The sequence below is a fragment of the Acidovorax sacchari genome (assembly GCF_042847045.1).
Classification (GTDB): domain Bacteria; phylum Pseudomonadota; class Gammaproteobacteria; order Burkholderiales; family Burkholderiaceae_C; genus Paracidovorax; species Paracidovorax sacchari.
Genome location: NZ_AP035783.1, coordinates 972,125 through 995,105 on the forward strand (window position 1 = coordinate 972,125; position 22,981 = coordinate 995,105).

Sequence of the window (22,981 nt, forward strand, 5' to 3'; positions counted from 1 at the left end):
GCTATTTGTCCGATAAACCGCTCATGCCACTGCCCAGTACCGCCGCCAGCGGTTGTTGCCCTCAAAGCGGACTTCCCCGCGCCCGATCAACTGCTCCAGGGCTCGTTTGACCTGTTTGGCGTGGATTTCACCACCGACGCGCCGGTGGATATCGCTAATAGCCGATCGAGGATAGCGCTGCAGATCCTCCATGATCAGCGCGGCCAAGCGGTGCGGCTCGATGCGTTTGAGGGTGGTTTCGCCGCTGAACTGCAGGCTGCGCAGCAGATTCGGATCGACAAAGTAGCGTGTTGCCTGGGTGCGCCCAGCGCTCTGCACTAGTTGCCAGTCCAGCAGGCGCTTGAGCCAGGGCTGCAGTGCCTCTACCGATGACAGATCCAGGGCGTTGATTAGTTCGCGGGCAGTCAGTGCGTCGTGTTGCGCCAACAGCCCTAATGCGATCCGCTCGCGCTGCGTGAGCTGATAGGTCTGATCCGCCCTGGCAATGAAGTCGATGACCTCGGGCTTGAGAATGCGGCGACGCACAGTCACTTGCACGCGGTCGTGTGTCTCGACCAACTCGGGAGCTGGACGACCTTGCGAGAGCAACACCTCGAAGATTTTGTCGAAGCCACTGCCTTCCCGCTCCATCAGTTTCAAGTCATGGAAGAGGCGAGCCAAGTGCTCGTTACGGCGTACCGTGGTGTGCAAGATGTTCCTTGGCGAGACACCCAGGGGCAGCGGCCCAGGGTTGACCACTTCCAGCCGGTCTGGATGCAGATTCAGGAAAACGTCGCCGCGCTGGGTGTAGGGGCGGTGTACCAAGGCATTGACCAGCAGTTCGCGCACCACGATTTCATCGAAGGCGGGCACGTTCTGGCGATACAGGCCATCGGGTAGCTCGTAGCGCTCGCGGAAGTCAGGCACTTCCTGCCAGACCGCCTCGATCAACTCCATCGGATTTTGCGTGTGGTCGTCCCACACCAGCTTGTTCACCTTCTGCCCATGTTCGTCGTACTTGATGAACTGGATGACTGGTGCCGTGGTCAATTGGGCGCGATGATGTTGGCGGCCAAGACTGAGCACGCCCAGGTTGGTGAGTTCCGCCCCTCGAGCGAGTTGATAGTGATCAAGAAGTTCGTCGTCAGACTTCTCCTTGACGGAGGGCTTGACGCGATCCGAGGCGCGCAAGGCGGCCAGCAACCTGTCGCGCTTCGCGATATCCATCTCCGCGCTTCGAACATGCAAGGTGGTTTGTGTTTCCCATGGCAGTGCAGAACGCTCACTGGCCAGGCGCATCACGTCATCGCCCGTCACGGGCTTGCTCTGGTCGGCCACCCGCAGGAAGTAGCGACCATCCGTGGTGGATGCGACGGCCATGGAGCGAGGGATGCGCAATTCGACGTACTGACCACCATTGGGCGAGGTGGTGACATCCGGCAATACGGTCACGTTGACCGTACGCTCTGCCAGCTTGCGGCGAAGTGTGTCAGGCAGGTCTGAAGGGATACGCTGGTCGGCAGGAGGCTCGCTCTGGCCATCCTCTATTCCCAGCAGCAGGCGGCCACCCGTTGCATTGGCAAAGGCGATGCAATCCTTGGCGATTTCGCTCCAGTCTGCCGTCTTGCCGGTGACCGCTCGCAAGGATTTCTGGTCGAGGAGTTGTCCTTCCAGGCTCAAGAGCCACCTTCCTCTGCTGGATTCATTTTTCCTCGTATGGAGGTCGTTTGGGATCGTTTCGAGTCTACCCGTTTGATGTTTGGAAACCCTGGAGCGATTTGGTACCCAGCGTACTCGAACGGTCTGTCGGGCAGGCGAGACGGCCTTGCCCATTTCCTCCCTTGGGTATGCTCGCTGCATCGTGCGGAGCAGGCGATGTGTACTGAGCGACGCTGCGCTGCACTCGTACAAATGCGAGACCTTTTGCACTTGCCTTTCGACCCGACGTTTGAGGGGGGCGTCACGCCGTCCCTGCGCCGAACAACGCGCCGGACTTCGGCGCACGTCCCCGCCACCCCATGCCTCTCCGCCTGACTGTGCGCCTGCGCCGCGCGGCGCTCGCCCTCCGGCCCGCGCCCATGCACGTGGACGGCCGAGAGCGCCTGCGCATGGTCCTGGGCGCGCTGCTCGGCGTGCTGCTGGCCGGCCTGCTCAGCCGCTGGGTGGGTGGCCAGTGGGGTATGTCGCCCTGGCTGGTCGCGCCGATCGGCGCGAGCGCAGTCCTGGTGTTCGGCGTGCCGGCGAGCCCGCTGGCGTAGCCCTGGCCGTGGCGCTGGCGATCGCGCTCATGGTGCGGCTGCGCTGCCTGCATCCGCCGGGCGGGGCGGCGGGCTGTTCGTGGTGATGGCGCACGGCGCATCGCCGCAGTTCGCGTTCTTTCCCGTGATGACCAATTCCCTGCTGCTGGTTGCGGCGGGCATGGCGTGGCATGCGCCCACGGGCAAGCGCTACCCGCACGCGCAGCAGGTCCGTCCCGCCCCCGCGAGCGCCACGGAGGCGCGCGCTGTGGGGCGCTTCACCCCCGAGGACCTGGATGCCGCATTGGCCCGCTACAACCAGGTGCTGGACGTCTGCCGCGATGACCTGGAGGCGCTGCTCCACCACGCCGAGGCCGAGGCCTGGCGCCGCAATTTCGGGCAGCTGCGCTGCGGCGACATCATGTCCGCGAGCCGGTCACGGCCGCGTTCGGCACAGGGCTGCAGGAGGCCTGGGCGCTGATGCGCCACCGCCGCATTAAGGCACTGCCGGTGGTGGACCGCGCGCGCCGCATCGTGGGCATCGTCACCACGGCCGACTTCATGCGCCAGATCGACCTCGACGTGCACCACGGCATCGGCGAGCAGCTGCGCGCGCTGGTGCGCCGCGTGGGCGCTGTGCATTCCACCAAGCCGGAAGTGGTGGGCCAGATCATGACCCGTCAGGTGCGCGTGGTGAGCGAACAGCGCCCCGCGCTGGAACTGGTGCCGCTGTTCACGGAGGACGGCCACCACCACATCCCCGTGATCGACGAGGAGCGGCGGCTGGTCGGCATCATCACGCAGTCGGACCTGGTGCGCGCGCTGCACCGGGCCGTGCGCTAGCATCGACGCATGCAGACCGGCATCCTCTACGCCACGCTCGCCTATGTGGCGTGGGGCATCTTTCCCGTGTACTTCCACCAGGTGGCCTCGGTGCCGGCGCTGGAGGTGGTGCTGCACCGCACGCTCTGGTCGATGGTGCTGCTGGCCATCGTGCTGGCGGCGCGGCGGCAGCTCGCCTGGGTGGCCGCGCTGCGCCGGCAGCCCCGGGTGGTCGCGGCCTTCCTGCTCTCGGCGCTGCTGCTGTCGGCCAACTGGCTGATCTATGTCTGGGCGGTACACAACCAGCACGTGGTGGATGCGAGCCTGGGCTACTTCATCCTGCCGCTGGTGAACGTGGCCATGGGCTATGCCTTCCTGCACGAGCGCCCGCGCCCCGGGCAGTGGGTGGCGCTGGCCGTGGCCGCGGCCGGCGTGCTGTGGCTCACCGTGCAGGCCGGCCGCCTGCCCTGGATCGCGCTGGTGCTGGCCCTCACCTTCGGCTTCTACGGCCTGCTGCGCAAGACTGCGGTGCTGGGCGCCATGGAGGGTCTGGCCCTGGAGACGGCCTTGCTCGCGCCGCTGGCCGTGGGCGGCCTCGCGTGGCTGGGCTGGACGGGGCAGGCTGCCTGGGTGCATGCCGATGCGGCCACGCTGGGCTGGCTGGTCGCGGCCGGGCCGATCACCGCCATCCCGCTGCTGCTGTTCGCGGCAGGGGCGCGCCGCATCCCGCTGGCGACGATGGGCGTGCTGCAGTACATCTCGCCCAGCCTGCAGTTCGCGCTGGGCGTGTGGCTGTTCGGCGAGGAGGTGCAGCCGGCGCGGCTGGCGGGCTTCGTGCTGATCTGGGCGGCGCTGGTGCTCTATACGCTGGAAGGCACCATGCTGCGCCGGCGTGCAGCGGCGCCCTGAGGGCTCCGGCCTAGCGCGGGTGGCCGCACTTCAGTGCACCATGACCTTGGGCCAGAGATAGAGCAGGCTCCCGGTCATGGCCAGGTAGCGCAGGAACTTGCCCACGGCCATGTAGGCCACGCAGGGCCAGAACGGCAGTTTCAGCCAGCCCGCTACGGCGCAGAGCGGGTCGCCCACCACGGGCAGCCAGCTCAGCAGGCAGGCCTTGGGGCCGAAGCGCTTCAGCCAGGCGAGGGCGCGCACGTTGGTGTGCTCGCCGCGGGCCTTGTCCACCGCCTTGTGCGCGCCCAGGCCCATCCACCAGCTGACGGCGCCGCCCAGGGTGTTGCCCGTGGTCGCCACGAGGATCGCGGGCCAGAACATCTGCGGGTTGAGCTGGATGAGGCCGAACACCGCCGGCTCCGAGCCCAGGGGCAGCAGCGTTGCGGAGATGAACGACACCACGAAGACCGTGCTGAGACCGTACTGGGGCAGCGCCAGCAGGTCCATGAGGTGTTGCATCCAGAGTTCCATAGCTGGCGCGAGTTTAGGGGGCCGTGGCGGGCCGGCGCTGTAGCCCGGCACGCCGTCGCGCTGTGGCGGGCCGTCCCATGCCATAGCCTGCGTGCAGGCGGCGGGGCAGGCCGTTTGGAAGATTTGATAAGCTGCGCCCCCACATGGAGCGTAACTGCTCTACCTGCACAGCCCGTCACCATGTAACATTCGGTAAGGCGATGTGCGCCGCCGTAACGTCTTTCAAGCAGTTCAAGCGCCAGGCGGTTCCCTGGCGGCATGGAGAGGGCATCCGTCGCTATGGGTCTTGCCAAATTGTGGGGATCGCTGCAAACGCGCGGCCCGGAGCGTTTTTCCAATACGGAGGCGTTCTCTCCGAGCGAGGCCTTTTCCGAATTCGACGAATCCGCGCAGTTCCGCGGCTCGGACCTGCAGGCCGCGCGCATCCTCGAGCGCCGGCTGGGCCGGCCCTACCGCCGGATGGTGCCCGTGTTCCTGTGCGGGCTCTATCTGGTGTGCACGCTGGCGTTCTATGCGCTGGGCATGGTGTCCGGGCCCCTGGTGCTGATGGTGGCGGCGCTGATCGCCTGCGGCATCGCGCTGGGCACGGCCTACATGCGTTTCGGCCACCCGGGCGAGGCGCCGGAGCCGGGGCGGATGCGCGACCGGCAGTTGCGCCTGCCCATCGTGGTGGCATCCGCGGCCACCCTGCTGCTCGTCTTCTACCTGGAGCCCGTCACGCAGATCGCGCTGGCGCCGTTCCTGTTCGTCGCCATGTCGTACGGGCTGCTGACGCTGTCGCGCCGCACGGCCCTGCTGCTGTGCGGCGGCATCCTGGCCGGCTATGCCCTGGTGATGGGGCTGCACTACGCCGAGCGCGCCGACGGCGTACTGCTGCGCCTGGAGGCCCTGCATTTCGTGGCGCTCGCGCTGGCCCTGCCGGCCTATGTGCTGCTGATGGGCCGCGTGCGGCTGCTGCACCGGCTGCTGCAGAAGACCAGCAGCGAGATGAAGTCCATCGCGGAGAGCGCGCGCCTGGATGCGCTCGGCTGCCTGAACCGCCGCTCGATCCTCGCCGCGCTGGAAGAGCAGAAGCAGCTGGCCGACGAGAGCGGCATCCCGCTGTGCCTGGCGGTGGTGGACCTGGACCATTTCAAGCGCATCAACGATGAGATGGGCCATCTGAGCGGCGACGAGGTGCTGCGCACCTTCTCGCAGCTGGCCCAGCAGATCGTGCGCGGCGACGATTTCTTCGGCCGCTACGGCGGCGAGGAGTTCCTGCTGATCTTCCCGGCCACGCCCCTGCTGCCCGCGCTCAATACCTGCGAGCGCATCCGCTCGCAGGTGGAGTCGCACGACTGGAAGGAGCCGTTGCGCGGGCGCGTCACGGTCTCGGTCGGCGTCACGCAGTACGTGCTGGGCGAATCCGTGCTGGAGTTCTTCTCGCGCGCCGACACCGCCATGTACCTGGCCAAGCAGGGCGGGCGCAACCAGGTGGTGGTGCAGGAGCCCGTGGGGGCCTTCGCCCCGACCGAGGCCGGCGAGCCGCAGGTCCCGGCGCACGGCTATTTCTGAGCGCGCCGGGCAATGCCCGGGTCCGCGTCCCCTGCTTTTCATTTGCTGAAAATTTAAGCAGGTACAATCCCGCCTCTTTTTTCTTCCGCCTGTTTTTTCAGCACTCCCGCGCGCCATGCAGATCGGCCACATTCCCCTGGCGAACCGCCTCTTCGTCGCCCCCATGGCGGGGGTGACGGACCGGCCGTTCCGCCAGCTCTGCAAGGCCTTGGGCGCGGGCTACGCCGTGAGCGAGATGGTGACCTCGCGCAAGGACCTGTGGAACAGCCTGAAGACTTCGCGCCGCGCCAATCACGAGGGCGAGCCCGGCCCGATCGCCGTGCAGATCGCCGGCACCGACGCGGCCATGATGTCCGAGGCCGCGCTCTACAACATCGACCGGGGCGCCGAGATCATCGACATCAACATGGGTTGCCCCGCCAAGAAGGTCTGCAACAAGTGGGCGGGCTCGGCCCTGATGCAGAACGAGGCGCTGGCCGTGGAGATCGCGCAGGCCGTGGTCGAGGCCTGCGCACCGCGCAACGTGCCCGTCACGCTCAAGATGCGCACCGGCTGGTGCCAGCAGCACAGGAACGCGGTACAGCTCGCGCGCGCGTTCGAGGACGTGGGCATCCGGATGCTGACGGTGCATGGCCGCACGCGCGAGCAGGGCTACAAGGGCCATGCCGAGTACGACACCATCGCCGCCGTGAAGGCCGCCGTGCGCGTGCCGGTGGTGGCCAACGGCGACATCGACTCGCCGGAAAAGGCGAAGGCGGTGCTGGCCGCCACGGGCGCCGATGCGATCATGATCGGCCGCGCGGCCCAGGGCCGGCCCTGGATCTTCCGCGAGATCGGCCACTACCTCGCCACGGGCGAGCACCTGGCGCCGCCGCTGGTGGCCGAGGTGCGGCGCCTGCTGCTGGACCACCTGCAGGACCACTACGCGCTCTACGGCGAAGCCACGGGCGTGCGCAGCGCGCGCAAGCACATCGCCTGGTACGTGCGCGCGCTGCCCGGCGGCGAGGCGTTCCGGCAGCACATCAACACCATCGACGACTGCGCCGCCCAGTGGGAGGCCGTCGCGCTGTTCTTCGAGGAGCTGGGCCGGCACATGGACCGCCTCCCCGCGGCGGCGCCCGAGGGGGCCGGCGCGGATACCGACGACACGCAGGAACCACAAGGACTGCCCGCATGAGCAACAAGAACATCGAAGACTGCGTCCGCGAGAGCCTGCAGGGATATTTCCGCGACCTCGGGGGCGAGACCCCCGACGGCATGTACGACATGCTCGTGCGCCTGGTCGAGAAGCCGCTGCTGGAGGTGGTGATGAACCACGCCGACAACAACCAGTCCCGCGCCGCCGAATGGCTGGGGCTGAACCGCAACACCCTGCGCAAGAAGCTCGTGGAGCACAAGCTGCTCTGACCGACCGAATCCACAACCTCCCCACCACCATGAACGCACTTCTCTCCGTCTCCGACAAGACCGGCATCGTCGAATTCGCCCGGGCGCTGCACGCCCTGGGCATCCGCCTGCTGTCCACCGGCGGCACCGCCAAGCTGCTGGCCGAGCAGGGCCTGCCCGTCACGGAAGTGGCCGAGGTGACGCAGTTCCCCGAGATGCTCGACGGCCGCGTGAAGACGCTGCACCCCAAGGTGCACGGCGGCCTGCTGGCACGCCGCGAGCTGCCGGAACACATGGCCGCGCTGAAGGAGCACGGCATCGACACCATCGACCTGCTGGTGGTGAACCTCTACCCCTTCGAGGCCACGGTGGCCAAGGCCGGCTGCACGCTGGCCGACGCCATCGAGAACATCGACATCGGCGGTCCCGCCATGGTGCGCAGCGCTGCCAAGAACTGGAAAGACGTGGGCGTGGTCACCTCGGCCGACCAGTACGACGCCGTGCTGGGCGAGCTGAAGGCCGCGGGCAGGCTGTCCGACCAACTGCGCTTCGCGCTGTCGGTGGCCGCGTTCAACCGCATAGCCCAGTACGACGGCGCGATCAGCGACTACCTCTCCTCCGTCACGTTCGAGGCCGAGAAGCTGTCCGAGGCCTATGTGCCCGAGCGCAACCCCTTCCCGGGCCAGAGCAACGGCCAGTTCGTCAAGGTGCAGGACCTGCGCTACGGCGAGAACAGCCACCAGCAGGCGGCCCTCTACCGCGACCTGTATCCCGCGCCCGGCTCCATCGTCACGGGCGAGCAGCTGCAGGGCAAGGAACTCAGCTACAACAACATCGCCGACGCCGATGCCGCGTGGGAATGCGTCAAGAGCTTCGACGCCGCCGCCTGCGTGATCGTCAAGCACGCCAACCCCTGCGGCGTGGCCGTGGGCCTGGACGCCGCCGATGCCTACGGCAAGGCCTTCCAGACCGATCCCACCAGCGCCTTCGGCGGCATCATCGCCTTCAACCGCCCGGTGGACGGAGCCGCTGCGCAACTGGTCGTGAAGCAGTTCGTCGAGGTGCTGATGGCGCCCGAGTTCACGCCCGAGGCGCTGGAGATCTTCAAGCCCAAGACCAATGTGCGCCTGCTGAAGATCGCGCTGCCGGAGCACAAGGGCACGACGGCCTGGAGCCGCGGCCGCAACGCCATGGACGCCAAGCGCATCGGCTCCGGCATGCTGCTGCAGACGGCCGACAACCACGAGCTGTCGCTGATGGACCTGAAGGTGGTCACGAAGAAGCAGCCCACCCTCGAGGAGATGGAAGACCTGCTGTTCGCCTGGAAGGTTGCCAAGTACGTCAAGAGCAACGCCATCGTGTTCTGCAAGGGCGGCATGACCATGGGCGTGGGCGCCGGCCAGATGAGCCGCCTCGACTCCGCGCGCATCGCCAGCATCAAGGCCGAGCACGCGAAGCTGTCGCTGCAGGGCACGGTGGTGGCGAGCGACGCCTTCTTCCCGTTCCGCGACGGCCTGGACGTGGTGGTGGACGCCGGCGCGACCTGCGTTATCCAGCCCGGCGGCTCCATGCGCGACCAGGAAGTGATCGACGCGGCCGACGAGCGCGGCGTGGCCATGGTGTTCAGCGGCGTGCGCCACTTCCGCCACTAAGAGCCGGCCGCCGCGGCGCCCGGCCGCGCAGATTCCAGGCGGTCCGGAGTCAGACCGTCTGTATCGACTGGCGCACGCTGTGCGTGCCCTGCACGTTGGCGGGGTTGCCCGCCATCACGTTCACCGGCGTGCGGCCCCCGTCCACGTCGGTGTTGGCGATGTGCACGGTGGATTGCCGGGAGTCGAAGCGGAAGAGGAAGGATTTCAGGTTCTGCGCGGTGGAGTCTGCGATGTCCACATGCGCGGTGATCGGGTAGCCGCCGCGCGTGACGGCCAGCTGCCCGATCTGGTTCGCATAGATGCCGCGCAGCTTCAGGTCCACGTCGCCGTTGATCTGGATCGCCTTGTCATGGCTGTTCTGGAATGACGAGTTCGTGATTTCCACCCGGGCCGGGCCCGGAGGGATGCTCTTGGCGGAATAGCCGGCGCGCTGCGCATCCACGGCCCGGTTCTCCGCGCCGTCCACGGTGACGAAGTCGTCGTCCGTCTGCAGGCCGTGCACGTTGTCGAGCCTGGCGTCGCCGAGCAGGTGGATGCCGTCGCCGCCCTTGAACTGCAGGTTCTTCACGGACGCGCCCGGCTCCAGGATGAAGACCGGCAGGTGCGTCTCCGCCGTGCCGCCGCCGTTCAGCCCTGGCCCGGCGCTGAAGAGTCGCCCCTGGCCGTCGAAGGTCTGGCCGGCCTTCACGACGATGGGTCGGTTCACCTCCACCGTGCCCGTCGGCGCGCCGACCTGCATGTTCGTGGGCGGCTTCGTGGCATGGGCCGTGCCGGCGCGGTTGGCATCGGTGTGCGCCGCGGCCCGTTGCGTGGTGTGCGAGGTCGGATGCGCCGCTTCGGCGCCATGCCCCGCGGCGCTGCCGCGGGAGCGGGACGACGGTGCGGCTCCGCCGCGCATGCGCTTGAGGAGGCCTTCGAGCAGGGTGGCGAGGGATTGCTGCAGCGCCTGGCTGCCCTGGTGCCGGGCGGCAGATGCGGCCTGGTCCGATGCCGCGGCATGCCGTGCGGTCAGGGAGGGCGAAAGAAAGGCGATGGGGTTCATGGATGCTCGCGGAAATGCGCCGCCGAAGCGCCTGTTCGCCATGCCCGATGCATGGCGTCGCATCCACTCTGCGCTCCGGAACCGGCACGCCGCTGCCGCCACGCGAAGCGGCGGCCGTGTTGCCGAAGCGCCACCCGGGCGGGCTTCGGCAGCGACCGGGGTCAGCCTGCGGAGACCAGGCGGAACACCTCGCGCGCCGCGGCGATGGTGTCGTCGATGTCCTGCGCGCTGTGGGCGCTGCTCACGAAGCCGGCCTCGTAGAGCGCGGGCGCGATGTACACGCCGCGGTCCAGCAGCCCGTGGAAGAGCGCGTTGAACCGCGCGCCGTCCGTGGTCATCACCGTCGGATAGTTCCGGGGCAGCTCGGGCAGCAGGAAGAAGCCGAACATGCCGCCTTCGCTGTCCGCGCTGAAGGGCAGGCCTTCCGCGCGCGCGGCGTCGGCCAGCCCGCCGACCAGGGCACGGGTGCGTTCGCCCAGCGCTTCGTAGAAGCCGGGGCGGGCGATCTCGCGCAGCGTGGCGAGGCCGCAGGCGGTGGCCACCGGGTTGCCCGAAAGCGTGCCGGCCTGGTACACCGGCCCGAGCGGGGCCAGCTGCTCCATGATCGCGCGCGGTCCGCCGAAGGCCGCGAGCGGCATGCCGCCGCCGATCACCTTGCCGAGCACCGTGATGTCGGGCCTGAAGCCCGGGATGTCGCGGGCATAGATGCTCTGCGCGCTGCCGAGCGCCACGCGGAAGCCGGTCATCACCTCGTCGAACACCAGCAGCGCGCCGTGCTGCGTGCAGAGCTCGCGGCAGCGCTGCATGAAGGGCACGCTGGCGCGCACGAAATTCATGTTGCCGGCGATGGGCTCGATCATGAGCCCGGCGATCTCGCTGCCGTGCAGCGCGAAGGCCTCCTCGAGCTGGGCGATGTCGTTGTATTCGAGCACCAGCGTGTGCTGCACCACCTCGGCCGGCACCCCGGCGCTGGTGGCGTGGCCGAAGGTGGCCAGGCCCGAGCCGGCCTTGACCAGCAGCGCGTCGGCATGGCCGTGGTAGCAGCCGTTGAACTTGACGATCTTGCTGCGGCCCGTGGCGCCGCGCGCGAGGCGGATGGCGCTCATGCCGGCCTCGGTGCCGGAGCTGACCAGGCGGATCATCTCCATGGACGGCACGTGGCGGAGGATCTCCTCGGCCAGTTCGACCTCGCGCTCGGTGGGCGCGCCGAAGCTGAAGCCGTCGAGCGCGGCCTTCTGCACCGCGTCCAGCACGGCCGGATGGCCGTGGCCCAGGATCATGGGGCCCCAGGAGCCGATGTAGTCGATGAAGCGCTGGCCGTTGGCGTCCCAGAAGTAGGCGCCCCGGGCTCGCTGCACGAAGCGGGGCGTGCCCCCCACTGCGCGGAAGGCGCGCACGGGCGAGTTGACGCCGCCGGGAATGAGCGCCTTGGCGCGTTCGAAGAGGGGGAGGTTGAGGTCAGTGCTGGGTGTCATGGGGAGGCATCACGAAGCCGTCGGTGGACGTGGGATCGGTCCCGGAGCCGTCGTCGGGGTCTTCGTCGTCGTCATCGTCGTCCGGCTGGGCCCAGAACATCCGGTCGGGCAGGATGTGGCCCATGCCCGGCCGGAAGCCGGCGTCCAGGCAGCGGTCGAGGTAGGTGAGCGCTTCGCTGGCCGCTTCGGCGAGGTCGTTGCCGCTGGCCACGAGCGCGGCGAGCGCCGCCGACAGCGTGTCGCCGGCGCCGGTGAAGGTGGCGTCGAACAGCTCGAAGCGCGTGGTGCCGAGCACGGTCTGCGCCGAGGTGAGCACGTTCTCGACGTGCTGCTCGGGCGCGGGAATGCCGGTGACCAGCAGGTAGGGCACCCCGAGTTCGGAGGCGGCCATGGCCAGGTCGCGTGCGGAGGGCTTGCGGTCGCTGGACCAGTCCGGCAGCAGCCAGCGCGAGAGCGTGCTGTAGTTGCCCACCAGCACGGAGGTCTGGGGCAGCAGCAGTTCCTGGAAGGCGTCGAGGTACTGGTCGATGAGGTCGTCGCGCCACCACGACAGGTTGGGCATGTACGCGATCACCGGCACGTCGTCGTAGTCGGACGCGATGGAGGCGATGGCGCTGAGGTTCTCGGGGCTGCCGACGAAGCCGACCTTGATCGCCTGCACGGTCAGGTCCTCGAGCACGCTGCGGGCCTGCTCGGCCACGGCCTCGTCGTCCAGGGCGTAGTGGTCGAACACCTGCGCGGTGTCGCGCACGTACGCGCCGGTCACGACGGCCACCGGATGCCCGCCCACGGAGGCGATGGTGGCGATGTCGCCCGTCAGGCCTCCCGCGCCGCTGGGGTCGCTGGCGTTGAAGGCCATCACGCAGATGGGGACCCCGCCGTCGTCGTCGGCGGCGCCGGAGGAGGGGGGAAGGGGAGCTTGGAGGGGGAATCTGTGGTCATTGCGCCGCACCAGCGTAACGGTTGGCACGGAAGCTGCGTCCCGCGGTGATGTCTAGATACAATCGTTGCATTCTATGTGAAGGCCCCTTAAGCTGTGACGGACCCTAAAACCTGGATGTGCCTGATTTGCGGCTGGATATATGACGAAGCCGCAGGTTCGCCCGAGCACGGAATAGCGCCCCAGACCCGCTGGGAGGATGTGCCCATGAATTGGACCTGTCCTGAATGCGGAGCACGCAAGGAAGACTTCGAAATGGTCCAGATCTGAGCGTGCCTCCGGCAAAAAGCGTCGTTTTTTACCATCATCAGCGGTGACGAAATTGACCCAGACCAGTGGCGCAACCTTCAAGGTGCTTGTCGTGGACGACAGCAACACCATCCGCCGGAGTGCCGAGATCTTTCTCAAGCAGGGAGGCCACGAGGTCCTGCTGGCGGACGACGGTTTCGACGCCCTGGCGAAGGTCAACGATTATCAACCCCAGTTGATTTTCTGCGACATCCTGATGCCGAAACTCGACGGCTACCAGACCTGCGCCATCATCAAGCGCAATGCGCGTTTCGCGGACACGCCCGTTGTCATGCTCTCGTCAAAAGACGGCGTATTCGACAAGGCGCGCGGCCGCATGGTGGGCTGCCAGGAATATCTCACCAAACCATTTACCAAAGACCAGCTGCTGAAAGCCGTTCAGCAGTTCGGTAATGCCCAACAAGGAGCGATGTAATGCCCATCCAGAAAGTTCTGGTTGTTGACGACTCGAAGACCGAGCTGATGTTCCTGACCGACCTGCTGCAGAAGAAGGGCATGCAGGTGCGCACCGCCGAGAACGCCGACGAGGCCTTCCGCCGCCTGGCCGAGGAAAAGCCCGACCTCATCCTGATGGACGTGGTCATGCCCGGCCAGAACGGTTTCCAGCTCACGCGCGCCATCAGCCGCGATCCCCAGTACGCCGACGTGCCCATCATCATGTGCACGAGCAAGAACCAGGAGACCGACCGGGTGTGGGGCATGCGCCAGGGTGCGCGCGGTTACATCACCAAGCCGGTGGATCCTGCGGAGCTGCAGGCCAAGATCGACGCGCTGAACTGATCCCGGCCGCCCGTCCATGGCCAATCGCGAAGCGCTCCGAGAACTCCAGACCCGGCTGGCGGCCCGATTGCAGGCCGCCCGGGTCGAGGGCTCGTCCGTGTCCTCCTGGCTGGCCGTGGAGTCGGCCGGCCGCCGTTTCCTGCTTCCCCTGGGCCAGTCCGGAGAGATCTTCCCCTGGACGGGCGTGCAGCCCGTCCCGTACACCCAGGGCTGGTTCCTCGGTGTCGCCAACCTGCGCGGATCGCTGATCGGCGTGGTGGACCTGGCCGGCCTGCTGGGGCAGCCCACCGCCCGCACCGAGCAGGCGCTCGGCGAGGCCAGCCTGCTCGTGCTGAACGCCGCGCTGGATGTGAACGCGGCGCTGCTGGTCGATCGCCTCTCGGGCCTGCGCGGCACCGATGCCTTCGTGGACTCCTCGCCCCCGGGTGCCGACGCACCCCCGTACTTCGGCACCACCTACCTGGATGCCGAGGGGACCCCGTGGCAGGAGCTGAACCTGCAGGCGCTCTCCCAACACCCCGCATTCCTCAGCATCAGCGCTTGAGCGCACTCCCTCTCTGAAGGCCGAACCATCATGTCCGTCGTGAATCCGTTTGCAAAACTCTTCCCCCGCAAGACCGCGGGAGATGCCTCTGCCGGCCAGGACTCGCTCGCGGCCGCCTCCTACCAGTCGGACGGCATGCAGAGCGTGCAGGGGGAGCCTTCGGCCCTTCCGCCGTCGCCGGAGGGCGAGGTCGCCGACGAGGACCTGATCTCGCTGCCCCTGCTCGGCCGCGCGACGGCGGCGGAACACCAGCGCCGGCTGCTGGCGCTGTTGGCCGTGGGCGTGGTGGTGCTGGCGCTGATCGCCGGCTGGGTGCTGAAGCAGGCGGACCGTTCCGCCCAGCAGCTCGCCGCCACCGGCCAGGCCCTGATGCAGTCCCAGCGGCTGGCGAAATCGGTCTCGCAGGCGCTGGTCGGCAGCCCGCAGGCCTTCCCCGACGTGGTGGATAGCTCGGGCGTGCTGGTGCGCAACGTGCGCGCGCTGTCGTCCGGTGACGATGACCTGCGCGTGCAGGCCCTGGGCGAGCCGTTCAAGCCCGACCTGGAAGCCATCACGCCGCTGATGGAGCGCGCGGAGCGCAATGCCGGCGTCGTGATGGGGCAGCAGAAGATCCTCACGCAGGTGGGCGATGCGCTGCGCACCATCAACCGCCAGTCGTCCGACCTGCTGGAGATCGCCGAGACGATCTCCTCGCTCAAGCTGCAGCAGAACGCCCCCTCCACGGACATCTCCGCGGCCGGCCAGCTCGTGATGCTGACCCAGCGCATCGGCAAGTCCGCCAACGAGTTCCAGACCACCGAGGGCGTGAGCCCCGAGGCCGTGTTCCTGCTGGGCAAGGACCTGAACTCCTTCCGCGAGATCGCCCAGGGCATGCTCGACGGCAGCAGCGAGATGCGCCTGTCCGCCACGCGCGATCCGCAGACGCGCGAGCAGCTCGAGAGCCTGATCAAGGTGTACGACCAGACCCGTACCCAGGCCGGCGCCATCCTCGGCAACCTGCAGGGCCTGGTGTCCGCCCGCGAGGCGCAGTCCGCCATCATTGCCGACAGCGAACCGCTGCGCCGCCAGCTGGAAGGCCTGCAGACCAAGCTCTCCGAGCAGACCGGCCTGGGCGCCGGGCAGCTGGCCGCCCTGGTGGCCGCCGGCCTGTTCGTGCTGCTGTGCGGCGTGGGCATCTCCCGCGTCCAGCTGATGGACAGCCGCACCCGCCAGGCCGCTGCCGAAATGCAGCAGCGCGACGCCCGCCGCCAGGAGCAGGAGGCCAAGCGCGTCAACGACGCCAACCAGGCCGCCATTCTGCGTCTCATGAACGAACTGCAGTCCGTCGCCGAGGGCGACCTGACACAGGAAGCCACCGTGACGGAAGACATCACGGGCGCCATCGCCGACTCGGTGAACTACACGGTGGAAGAACTTCGCCAGCTGGTGGGCAGCGTGCAGAACACGGCCACCCGCGTGGCCCAGACCACGGCGCAGGTGGACAGCACGTCCACCGAACTGCTGGCGGCCTCCACCGAACAGCTGCGCGAGATCCGCGAAACCGGCCGCTCGGTGCTCGACATGGCGACCCGAATCAACGAGGTGTCCGCGCAGGCGCAGGAATCGGCCGCGGTGGCGCGCCAGTCCCTCCAGGCCGCGGACTCCGGCCTGCAGGCCGTGCAGAACGCCATCGGCGGCATGAACTCCATCCGCGACCAGATCCAGGACACCTCCAAGCGGATCAAGCGGCTGGGCGAATCGTCGCAGGAGATCGGTGAAATTACCGAACTGATTTCCGACATTACCGAGCAGACGAACGTGCTGGCCCTGAACGCCGCCATCCAGGCCGCGTCGGCCGGCGAAGCGGGCCGCGGCTTCTCCGTCGTGGCGGAAGAAGTGCAGCGCCTGGCCGAACGCTCCGCCGACGCCACGCGCCAGATCTCGGCGCTGGTGAAGGCCATTCAGACCGACACGCAGGATGCGGTGGCCGCCATGGAGCGCTCCACGCAGGGTGTGGTGGAAGGTGCGCGCCTGTCCGACTCCGCCGGCACGGCCCTGACCGAGATCGACCGCGTGTCGCGGCGCCTCGCCGAACTGATCGAGCAGATTTCCTCGTCCGCCTCCCGCGAGGCCGAACTGGCCAACGGCGTGGCCGACAACATCCAGCACATCTTCGCGGTGACCGAACAGACCGGCGAAGGCACGCGCACCACGGCACAGCAGGTGCGTGAGCTGTCGCACATGGCCGAGGAGCTCCGCCAGTCCGTGGCGCGTTTCAAGATCGCCTGACGGGCCGGCCTGCAGCCAGCTAGCATCAACGAAACGGCTCGCGGAGCCGGGGACGAATTCATGTCACCTATTGACGCCGCAAACGCACCGGCCGCGGATTGGAGCCAGGGAGAACAGGATCTCGGGCCCCTGGCCTGGGTGCTGGATGAGTTGCGCAAGTCGCTCGATGGCGCCGTCAAGGCCATGCGCCGCTTCGTGCGCGATGCCGAGGCCGCGCGCGGATCCGATCTCGCCTCGCTGGACGCCGGAGCCCTGCGCATCGCGCGCCAGCAACTGCACCAGGCCAGCGGCGCGCTGGAGATGGTGGGCATGGGGCCGCCGGCCCTCGTGCTGCGCTCCATGGAGGCGGCCGTGCAGAAATTCGTGCAGCGGCCCGACCTTTGCAGCCAGGATTCCGCCGCCGTGATCGAGCGCGCGAGCTTCGCGCTGGTGGAATACCTGGAAAGCGTGCTGGCGGGCAAGCAGGTGTCGCCGGTGGCGCTGTTCCCGCAATACCGCGACGCGCAGGCCCTGACCGGCGCCGAACGGGTGCATCCCGCTGACCTCTGGCCGGTGGAGCGGCGGTTCCGCGAGCCCGACTTCGTGGTGGATGCCGCCCCCCTGGAATACGGTGCCGAGGCGCGCAGCCGTCTCGACGCCGCCGTGCTGCGCATCGTGCGCTCCGGCGACCTGGCCGCCGCGCGCGAGATGCAGGACATCTGCCTGGGCTTCGTGGCCGGGCAGTCCGACCGCCAGGCGCGTGCCTTCTGGAAGATCTGCGCCGGCTTCTTCGAGGCCCTGGCGCAGGGGCGCATCACGCCGGACGTGTACGTCAAGCGCGTGGCCTCGCGCGTGCTCATGCAGTACGCCACGCTGGCCCGCGGCGAGCCCACGGTCGCCGACCGCCTGGTGCAGGACCTGCTCTTCTTCTGCGCGCAGGCACGGCCCGTGTCCGACGATGCCGCCGCGCCGCCGCCCGGCCCGTCCGTGCTGCATGCCGTGCGCCAGGCCTTCGGCCTCGAGCGCTTCCGGCCGGTGGACTATTCCACGCCGCGTTTCGGGCTCTACGATCCGGCGCTCCTGGCCCAGGCGCGCAAGCGCATCGCCGCGGCCACCGAGACCTGGTCCGCCCTGGCCGGCGGCGACCGCAACAAGCTCAAGCCCGCGGCCGACCAGTTCAGCCTGGTCTGCGATTCCCTGGCCAAGCTGCAGCCCGGCAGCGAGCCGCTGTCCCGTGCGCTGTCGCGCGCGGTGGATTCCACGGCCCGCTCGGGCGAGCCGCCGCTGCCCGCGCTGGCCATGGAGGTCGCCACGGCCGTGCTGTACCTCCAGGCCTCCTTCGAGGAACTGGAAACCGCCCAGGACCACATGGCCGACCGCGCCACCCGGCTCGCGGAGCGGCTGGACAGCGTCGCCGCGGGTGGTGAGTCTGCGCCGCTGGAGCCCTGGATGGAGGAGCTCTACCGCCGCGTGAGCGACCACCAGACCATGGGCAGCGTGGTGGACGAACTGCGCGCCACCCTGGGCGAAGTCGAGAAGTCGCTGGACCAGTATTTCCGCAGCCCCGGCGACCTGCCGGTGCTCGGCAGCGTGCCCGGCCGTCTCGCGCAGATGCGCGGCGTGCTGTCCGTGCTGGGCCTGGACCAGGCCTCGCTGGCCGTGGTCCACATGCGCGACACCGTCGAACGGTTGTTGCGCGGCGACGTCCCCGAGGAAGAGCGCCAGGCGGTCTTCGAGAAGCTGGGCAGCAACCTGGGCGCGCTGGGGTTCCTCATCGACATGCTCAGCTACCAGCGCACCATGGCGCGCAAGCTGTTCATCTACGACGAGCCGGCGGGCGAATTGCGCATCCTGATGGGGCGCACGCGCACCCGCGCCGGCGACCTGCCCGAGGAGCAGGATGCCCATATCGAGGCGCGCGCGCCGCTGCCCGCCCCGCTGCCGCAGATCCCGGACCGGGTGCAGCCGCCGATCGAGGACGAACTGGACGCAGCGCCCGCGCAGCTGCCCGCCCCGGCGGATGCCCTCACGGCCGCCGGGCCAGCCGCGCCCCGGGCGCCCCATGCGGCGCCCGTGGCTCCCGCGCCTGCCGCCGTGGCTCCGGCTGCTCCGGTGGCCTCGGGAGACGATGCCGACGACGAGGCCGAGCTGCTGGACATCTTCCTGGAAGAGGCCCGCGAAGTGGTGGCCAACGGCCTGGAGGCGGTCGAAGGGCTGCGCGCCGCGCCGGCCGACCTGAGCGCCCAGACGACGCTGCGGCGCGCTTTCCACACGCTCAAGGGCAGTTCGCGCATGGTGGGCCTGGACGCATTCGGCGAGGCCGCCTGGTCGATGGAGCAGGTGCTCAACGCCTGGCTCGCGGAGCAAAAACCCATCCAGCCGCCGATGCTGCAGCTGTCGGACGAGGCACTGCGCGCCTTCGGCCGCTGGGCGGACGACATCGCCGCAGGCCAGGCCGGGGGCTGGGAGCCCCGGGGCTTCGCGGAGTCCGCGCAGGCCATGCGCGAGCGGGGCGAATACCTGCCGCTGGCCGGTGCTGCCGCGGTGGCTGCGGGCGTGGCCGCGGAGGCAGTGTCCGACGACGTGGCGGCGGAAGAAGCTCTGCATTCCGGGGTTCCTGCAGCGGACGCCGCGGACATCGCCGAACAGCCGGCAACCGACGCGCCGGTCTTCGATCTGGCCATGGACATCGAGGGACAGGACGCGGCAGCCCATGCGGAGGCGGAGCCTGCAACCTCCGGGGCTGCCACCGACGTGGCCCCTGCTTTCGACCTGGACCTGGATCTGGACTTTCCTTCCGAGGGGGCCGCGGCGGACGAAGTGCCGCTGGAGGCGCCGCTGGATTTCGCCGAAACCCTGCCGCCGGTGCCCGACGCGGCCACGGAGGCGCTATCCGGGGATGTCCCGGCGGAAGTACCTTCGGCGGAAGTGGCCGAAGACATCGATTTCTCGGCATTCTCCGAGGCGCTGGCCGAGGGGGCCGCGGGCCAGCCGGCGGAAGCCGCACTGCCCGCCGGGCACGACGATGCGCCGCTGCCTGCAATTCCGGATGCTTCCTCGCCCGACGCGGCGCTGCAGGCGGCGGGCATGCCGCCGCTGGCCGATCTGCTGGCCGAAGCGGAACTGCTTCCCGATGACGGCATGCCGTCCGAGGACATGTCGTCCGAGGGCGTGGCGCCCCTGGCGGAACTGCCGGCCGATGCCTGGCCCGACCTGTCGCTGGAGGGCGAGCCTGCCGCTGCGCCAGGAAATGCCGCCGTGGACGAAGGCGCCGCCGAAGAGGCTGCCTTGCCCGCTGTCGAAGCGAGCGGCGACGCGCCGGATGCCGTCGAGTTGCCGGCGGAACCGGAGCCTGCCCTGGCGGATGCCGCGGCGCTGCCGGAAGCCGAAGCCGAAGCCGAAGCCGAAGCCGAGGATGCGGTGGCTGCCGTGTCCGTTGCCGAGGAAGAGCCCTCGGCGGAAGCCGGCTTGGAGCAGGCGCTCGGTGCCGAGTCGCCGGAGGAGGCCGTCAAGGTCATCGAGACCCTGCGGATCGGCATCCCCCTCTACAACGTCTATCTCAACGAAGCGGACGAGTGGTCGCGCCGCCTCGTGACCTGCCTGCAGGAGTGGTCGCTGGAACTGCACGAGCCGCTGCCGGACACGGCCGTGGCGCTGGCCCACTCGCTGGCCGGCAGCTCCGCCACCGTGGGCTTCCAGGCGCTGTCGGACATGGCCCGTGCGCTGGAGCATGCCCTGCAGCACGTGCAACTGCAGCCGCAGGGCACGCCGGAGCAGGCGCGCGTCTTCATGGCTGCGTCGGAGGACATCCGCCGCCTGCTGCACCAGTTCGCCGCCGGGTTCCTGAAGGAACCCCATCCCCAGATCCTGGCGGAACTGCGCGAGATCCTCGAGTCCGAGATCGTGCCCGCCCCCTGGGAGCTGCCGGCCGGCGAGGCTGCGGATGCCGAGCCGGCCACCCAGACCACGGCGGACGACGACGCCACGGCCGAGGCCGCTCCCGTGCCCGAGGCCGAACCGGAAGAGCCCGCCCCGCGCGGCCATGTGGCGCCCGCGCTGTCGGTGCCGCTGCCCGCGCAGGATGCGGTCCAGGGTGCCGGGCGTGCGCTGGAGCCGGTGACCACCGATATCGACGACGACATCGACGCGCTGGACGTGATCGATCCCGACCTGTTCCCGATCTTCGAGGAAGAGGCGATCGAGCTGCTGCCCGCGCTGGGCGCTGCACTGCGCCAGTGGGCGGCCCGCCCGGAGAACCTGGGTGCCCGCAACGAGGCGCTGCGCGCGCTGCACACGCTCAAGGGCAGCTCCCGCCTGGCTGGCGCGATGCGGCTGGGCGAAATGGCCCACCGGCTGGAATCGGCGGTGGAGCAGGTGGATTCCGAAGCGCCGAGCGCCGAGGCGATCGAGCCGCTGCTGGTGTCCTTCGACGGCCTGCAGGCGAGCTTCGATGCCCTGCGCTCCATCGGTGCCCAGGGGCTGGCCCAGCCCGTGGCCGTGGAGCCGCTGGCGACGGAAGGCCCGGCTGCCGCGCCCGACGCCACGGTGGCGGAGTCCGTCCCGGCACCCGCGCCGCGCCGCGCCGTGGCCCTGCCCGGAGCGTCCCAGCTCACGGCGGCCCGGCCGGTCTCGAGCCAGTCGGTGCGCGTGCGCGCCCAGCTGCTGGACCGCCTGGTCAACCAGGCGGGCGAGGTGATGATCGCCCGCTCCCGCCTGGATGCCCGCATGGCGCAGATGAAGGATTCGCTGGCCGATCTCACCGGCAACCTGGAGCGCCTGCGCCAGCAACTGCGCGACATCGAGGTGCAGGCCGAGACGCAGATGCAGTCGCGGCTGGCGCTGTCGAAGGATTCGTCGGCCGACTTCGACCCGCTGGAATTCGACCGCTTCACCCGCGTGCAGGAACTGACCCGCATGATGGCCGAGTCGGTGAACGACGTGGCCACCGTGCAGCGCAACCTGCAGCGCACCATGGAAGGCGCGGAAGACGACCTGATCGCCCAGGGGCGGCAGGCGCGTGAGCTGCAGCGCGACCTGCTGCGCACGCGCATGGTGGAGTTCGAGGGCATTTCCGAGCGCCTCTACGCCGTCGTGCGGCAGGCTTCCAAGGAGACGGGCAAGCAGATCAAGCTCGACATCGCGGGCGGCTCCATCGAGATGGACCGCGGCGTGCTCGACCGCATGACGCCCGCCTTCGAGCACCTGCTGCGCAACTGCGTGGCGCACGGCATCGAGGCTCCGGAGGCACGGACGGCCGCGGGCAAGCCCGCGACCGGTTCCATCACCGTGGCCCTGAAGCAGGATGGCAACGACGTGTCCGTGGAGTTCCGCGACGATGGCGCCGGCCTCGACCTGGAACGCATCCGCGCGAAGGCGGCCAGCCAGGGCCTGATCGCCCCGGATGCCGTGGTCGGTCCCGCGGAAGCCGCCCAGCTGATCTTCATGCCCGGCTTCTCCACGGCCGCCGAGGTCACCGGCCTGTCCGGGCGCGGCATCGGCATGGACGTCGTGCGCTCCGAGGTGAACGCCCTGGGCGGACGCGTGGAAACCACCACCGAAGCGGGCCAGGGCACCTCGTTCCGCATGGTGCTGCCGCTCACGACGGCCGTGACGCAGGTGGTCATGCTGCGCGCGGGCGCGCTCACGCTGGGTGTCCCGGCCAACCTCGTGGAGATCGTGCGCCGCACCGGCGCGGGCGAACTGGACGAGGCCTACCGCACCGGCAGCTTCGAGGACGGCGTCGAGGCGCTGCCCTTCTTCTGGGCGGGCGCGCTGCTCCAGTCCTCGGCCAGCAGCCAGGAAACGTCGGGCCGCACCCGGCCCGTCGTGATCCTGCGCAGCGCATCGCAGCGCATCGCCATGCACGTGGACGAAGTGCTGGGCAACCAGGAAGTGGTGGTCAAGAACCTCGGCCCGCAGCTCTCGCGCCTGCCCGGTCTGGCCGGCATGTCGGTGCTGGCCTCCGGGGCCGTCGTGCTGATCTACAACCCCGTGGCACTCGCGACGGTGTACGGCGAGCAGGTACGGGGCCAGATGGCCGCGCCCGTGGCCGCTTCCCTGGAGGCCGGCTCCGCGCCGGCAGTGGCTGCCGGTGCCGTGGGCGGCGGTGGTGCACTGACCGTGCCCGTCGCCCAGGTGCCGCTGGTGCTGGTGGTGGACGATTCCATCACCGTGCGCCGCGTCACGCAGCGCCTGCTCAAGCGCGAGGGCTACCGCGTGGCGCTCGCCGCCGACGGGCTCCAGGCCCTGGAGCGCCTGCAGGAGGAGCGGCCGGCCGTGGTGCTCTCGGACATCGAGATGCCGCGCATGGACGGCTTCGACCTCGCGCGCAACATCCGCGCCGACCGCGAACTGCACGAGCTGCCGATCATCATGATCACCTCGCGCATCGCGCAGAAGCACCGCGAGCACGCCGCGGAACTGGGGGTCAACCACTACCTGGGCAAGCCGTATTCCGACGAGGAACTGCTGAGCCTGGTGCACCACTACGCCCGTGCCGCGGCCGCTGCTGCGGCGGGGCAGGGCGGCGAGGAAGCCGTGCCGGCGGAGGCCACTGCCGGCTGACGTGGAGCCGCCCGGCCGCCGGCCCACC

Annotated in this window: 16 protein-coding genes and 1 pseudogene; 12 read left to right on the forward strand and 5 right to left on the reverse strand. The window is 69.2% G+C overall.

Annotated features, from left to right (window positions below; all coding sequences use genetic code 11):
* Positions 1-21: 21 nt before the first annotated feature.
* The gene (locus ACGHC0_RS04405; RefSeq protein ID WP_415267542.1) at positions 22-1,659 is read right to left on the reverse strand and encodes an ATP-binding protein; all 1,638 of its coding nucleotides are present in this window, start codon (positions 1,657-1,659) and stop codon (positions 22-24) included.
* Positions 1,660-1,997: 338 nt separating this feature from the next.
* Between ACGHC0_RS04405 and ACGHC0_RS04410 the strand changes: the two are divergent.
* Both ACGHC0_RS04410 and rarD read left to right on the forward strand, forming a co-directional pair.
* Positions 1,998-3,059 (forward strand): annotated as a pseudogene (locus tag ACGHC0_RS04410) (CBS domain-containing protein).
* Between the two features lie 9 nt (positions 3,060-3,068).
* Positions 3,069-3,947 (forward strand): EamA family transporter RarD, encoded by an 879-nt coding sequence (rarD, locus tag ACGHC0_RS04415; RefSeq protein ID WP_415267543.1) that lies wholly within the window; start codon positions 3,069-3,071, stop codon positions 3,945-3,947.
* Positions 3,948-3,977: 30 nt separating this feature from the next.
* Here the strand turns inward: rarD and ACGHC0_RS04420 are convergent, their stop codons facing one another.
* Positions 3,978-4,460 (reverse strand): YqaA family protein, encoded by a 483-nt coding sequence (locus ACGHC0_RS04420; protein WP_415267544.1) that lies wholly within the window; start codon positions 4,458-4,460, stop codon positions 3,978-3,980.
* Between the two features lie 279 nt (positions 4,461-4,739).
* Between ACGHC0_RS04420 and ACGHC0_RS04425 the strand changes: the two genes are divergently transcribed.
* The 4 genes from ACGHC0_RS04425 to purH all read left to right on the forward strand — a co-directional run bounded on the left by ACGHC0_RS04425 (position 4,740) and on the right by purH (position 9,052).
* Entirely contained in the window at positions 4,740-6,014 is a 1,275-nt protein-coding gene (locus ACGHC0_RS04425; protein WP_368354158.1) for a sensor domain-containing diguanylate cyclase, read from the forward strand.
* A 115-nt stretch (positions 6,015-6,129) separates the two neighbouring features.
* A complete protein-coding gene (gene dusB / locus ACGHC0_RS04430; protein ID WP_415267545.1) occupies positions 6,130-7,191 on the forward strand; it encodes a tRNA dihydrouridine synthase DusB in 1,062 nt (353 codons plus the stop codon).
* Positions 7,188-7,421, forward strand: coding sequence for a Fis family transcriptional regulator (locus ACGHC0_RS04435; RefSeq protein WP_011794051.1), 234 nt, complete (start codon positions 7,188-7,190; stop codon positions 7,419-7,421). Before dusB ends, ACGHC0_RS04435 begins: the two co-directional genes overlap by 4 nt.
* 29 nt (positions 7,422-7,450) lie before the next feature.
* On the forward strand, positions 7,451-9,052 hold the full coding sequence (gene purH, locus ACGHC0_RS04440) for a bifunctional phosphoribosylaminoimidazolecarboxamide formyltransferase/IMP cyclohydrolase (protein WP_368354160.1): 1,602 nt from the start codon (positions 7,451-7,453) through the stop codon (positions 9,050-9,052).
* A gap of 49 nt (positions 9,053-9,101) precedes the next feature.
* On the opposite strand, the gene ACGHC0_RS04445 is transcribed toward purH, so the two are convergent.
* From ACGHC0_RS04445 to thiD, 3 genes are all read right to left on the reverse strand, one after another.
* Complete coding sequence (locus ACGHC0_RS04445) at positions 9,102-10,094, reverse strand: pectate lyase (RefSeq protein WP_415267546.1); 993 nt, start codon at positions 10,092-10,094, stop codon at positions 9,102-9,104.
* 161 nt (positions 10,095-10,255) lie between these two features.
* Complete coding sequence (gene hemL / locus ACGHC0_RS04450) at positions 10,256-11,569, reverse strand: glutamate-1-semialdehyde 2,1-aminomutase (RefSeq protein WP_415267547.1); 1,314 nt, start codon at positions 11,567-11,569, stop codon at positions 10,256-10,258.
* Positions 11,553-12,428: a hydroxymethylpyrimidine/phosphomethylpyrimidine kinase gene (thiD, locus tag ACGHC0_RS04455; RefSeq protein ID WP_415267548.1), complete on the reverse strand. Its 876-nt coding sequence runs from the start codon at positions 12,426-12,428 to the stop codon at positions 11,553-11,555. The genes hemL and thiD overlap by 17 nt, the downstream gene beginning before the upstream one ends.
* 177 nt (positions 12,429-12,605) lie before the next feature.
* On the opposite strand from thiD, the gene ACGHC0_RS04460 reads away from it, so the two are divergent.
* Genes ACGHC0_RS04460 through ACGHC0_RS04485 form a run of 6 tightly spaced genes read left to right on the forward strand, consistent with a single transcriptional unit; the run spans position 12,606 to position 22,953 of the window.
* Positions 12,606-12,779 carry a rubredoxin gene (locus ACGHC0_RS04460; RefSeq protein WP_011794056.1) on the forward strand — a complete coding sequence of 58 codons (174 nt, stop codon included), beginning with the start codon at positions 12,606-12,608 and terminating at the stop codon, positions 12,777-12,779.
* A 43-nt stretch (positions 12,780-12,822) separates the two neighbouring features.
* Positions 12,823-13,233, forward strand: a complete 411-nt coding sequence (locus ACGHC0_RS04465) for a response regulator (RefSeq protein WP_011794057.1) — start codon at positions 12,823-12,825, stop codon at positions 13,231-13,233.
* A complete protein-coding gene (locus ACGHC0_RS04470; protein WP_011794058.1) occupies positions 13,233-13,598 on the forward strand; it encodes a response regulator in 366 nt (121 codons plus the stop codon). The genes ACGHC0_RS04465 and ACGHC0_RS04470 overlap by 1 nt, the downstream gene beginning before the upstream one ends.
* Before the next feature lie 16 nt (positions 13,599-13,614).
* Positions 13,615-14,142 carry a chemotaxis protein CheW gene (locus ACGHC0_RS04475; protein ID WP_368354164.1) on the forward strand — a complete coding sequence of 176 codons (528 nt, stop codon included), beginning with the start codon at positions 13,615-13,617 and terminating at the stop codon, positions 14,140-14,142.
* A 30-nt stretch (positions 14,143-14,172) separates the two neighbouring features.
* A complete protein-coding gene (locus ACGHC0_RS04480) occupies positions 14,173-16,410 on the forward strand; it encodes a methyl-accepting chemotaxis protein (protein ID WP_368354165.1) in 2,238 nt (745 codons plus the stop codon).
* Positions 16,411-16,470: 60 nt separating this feature from the next.
* Positions 16,471-22,953 carry an Hpt domain-containing protein gene (locus ACGHC0_RS04485; RefSeq protein WP_415267549.1) on the forward strand — a complete coding sequence of 2,161 codons (6,483 nt, stop codon included), beginning with the start codon at positions 16,471-16,473 and terminating at the stop codon, positions 22,951-22,953.
* The last annotated feature ends 28 nt before the right edge of the window (positions 22,954-22,981 follow it).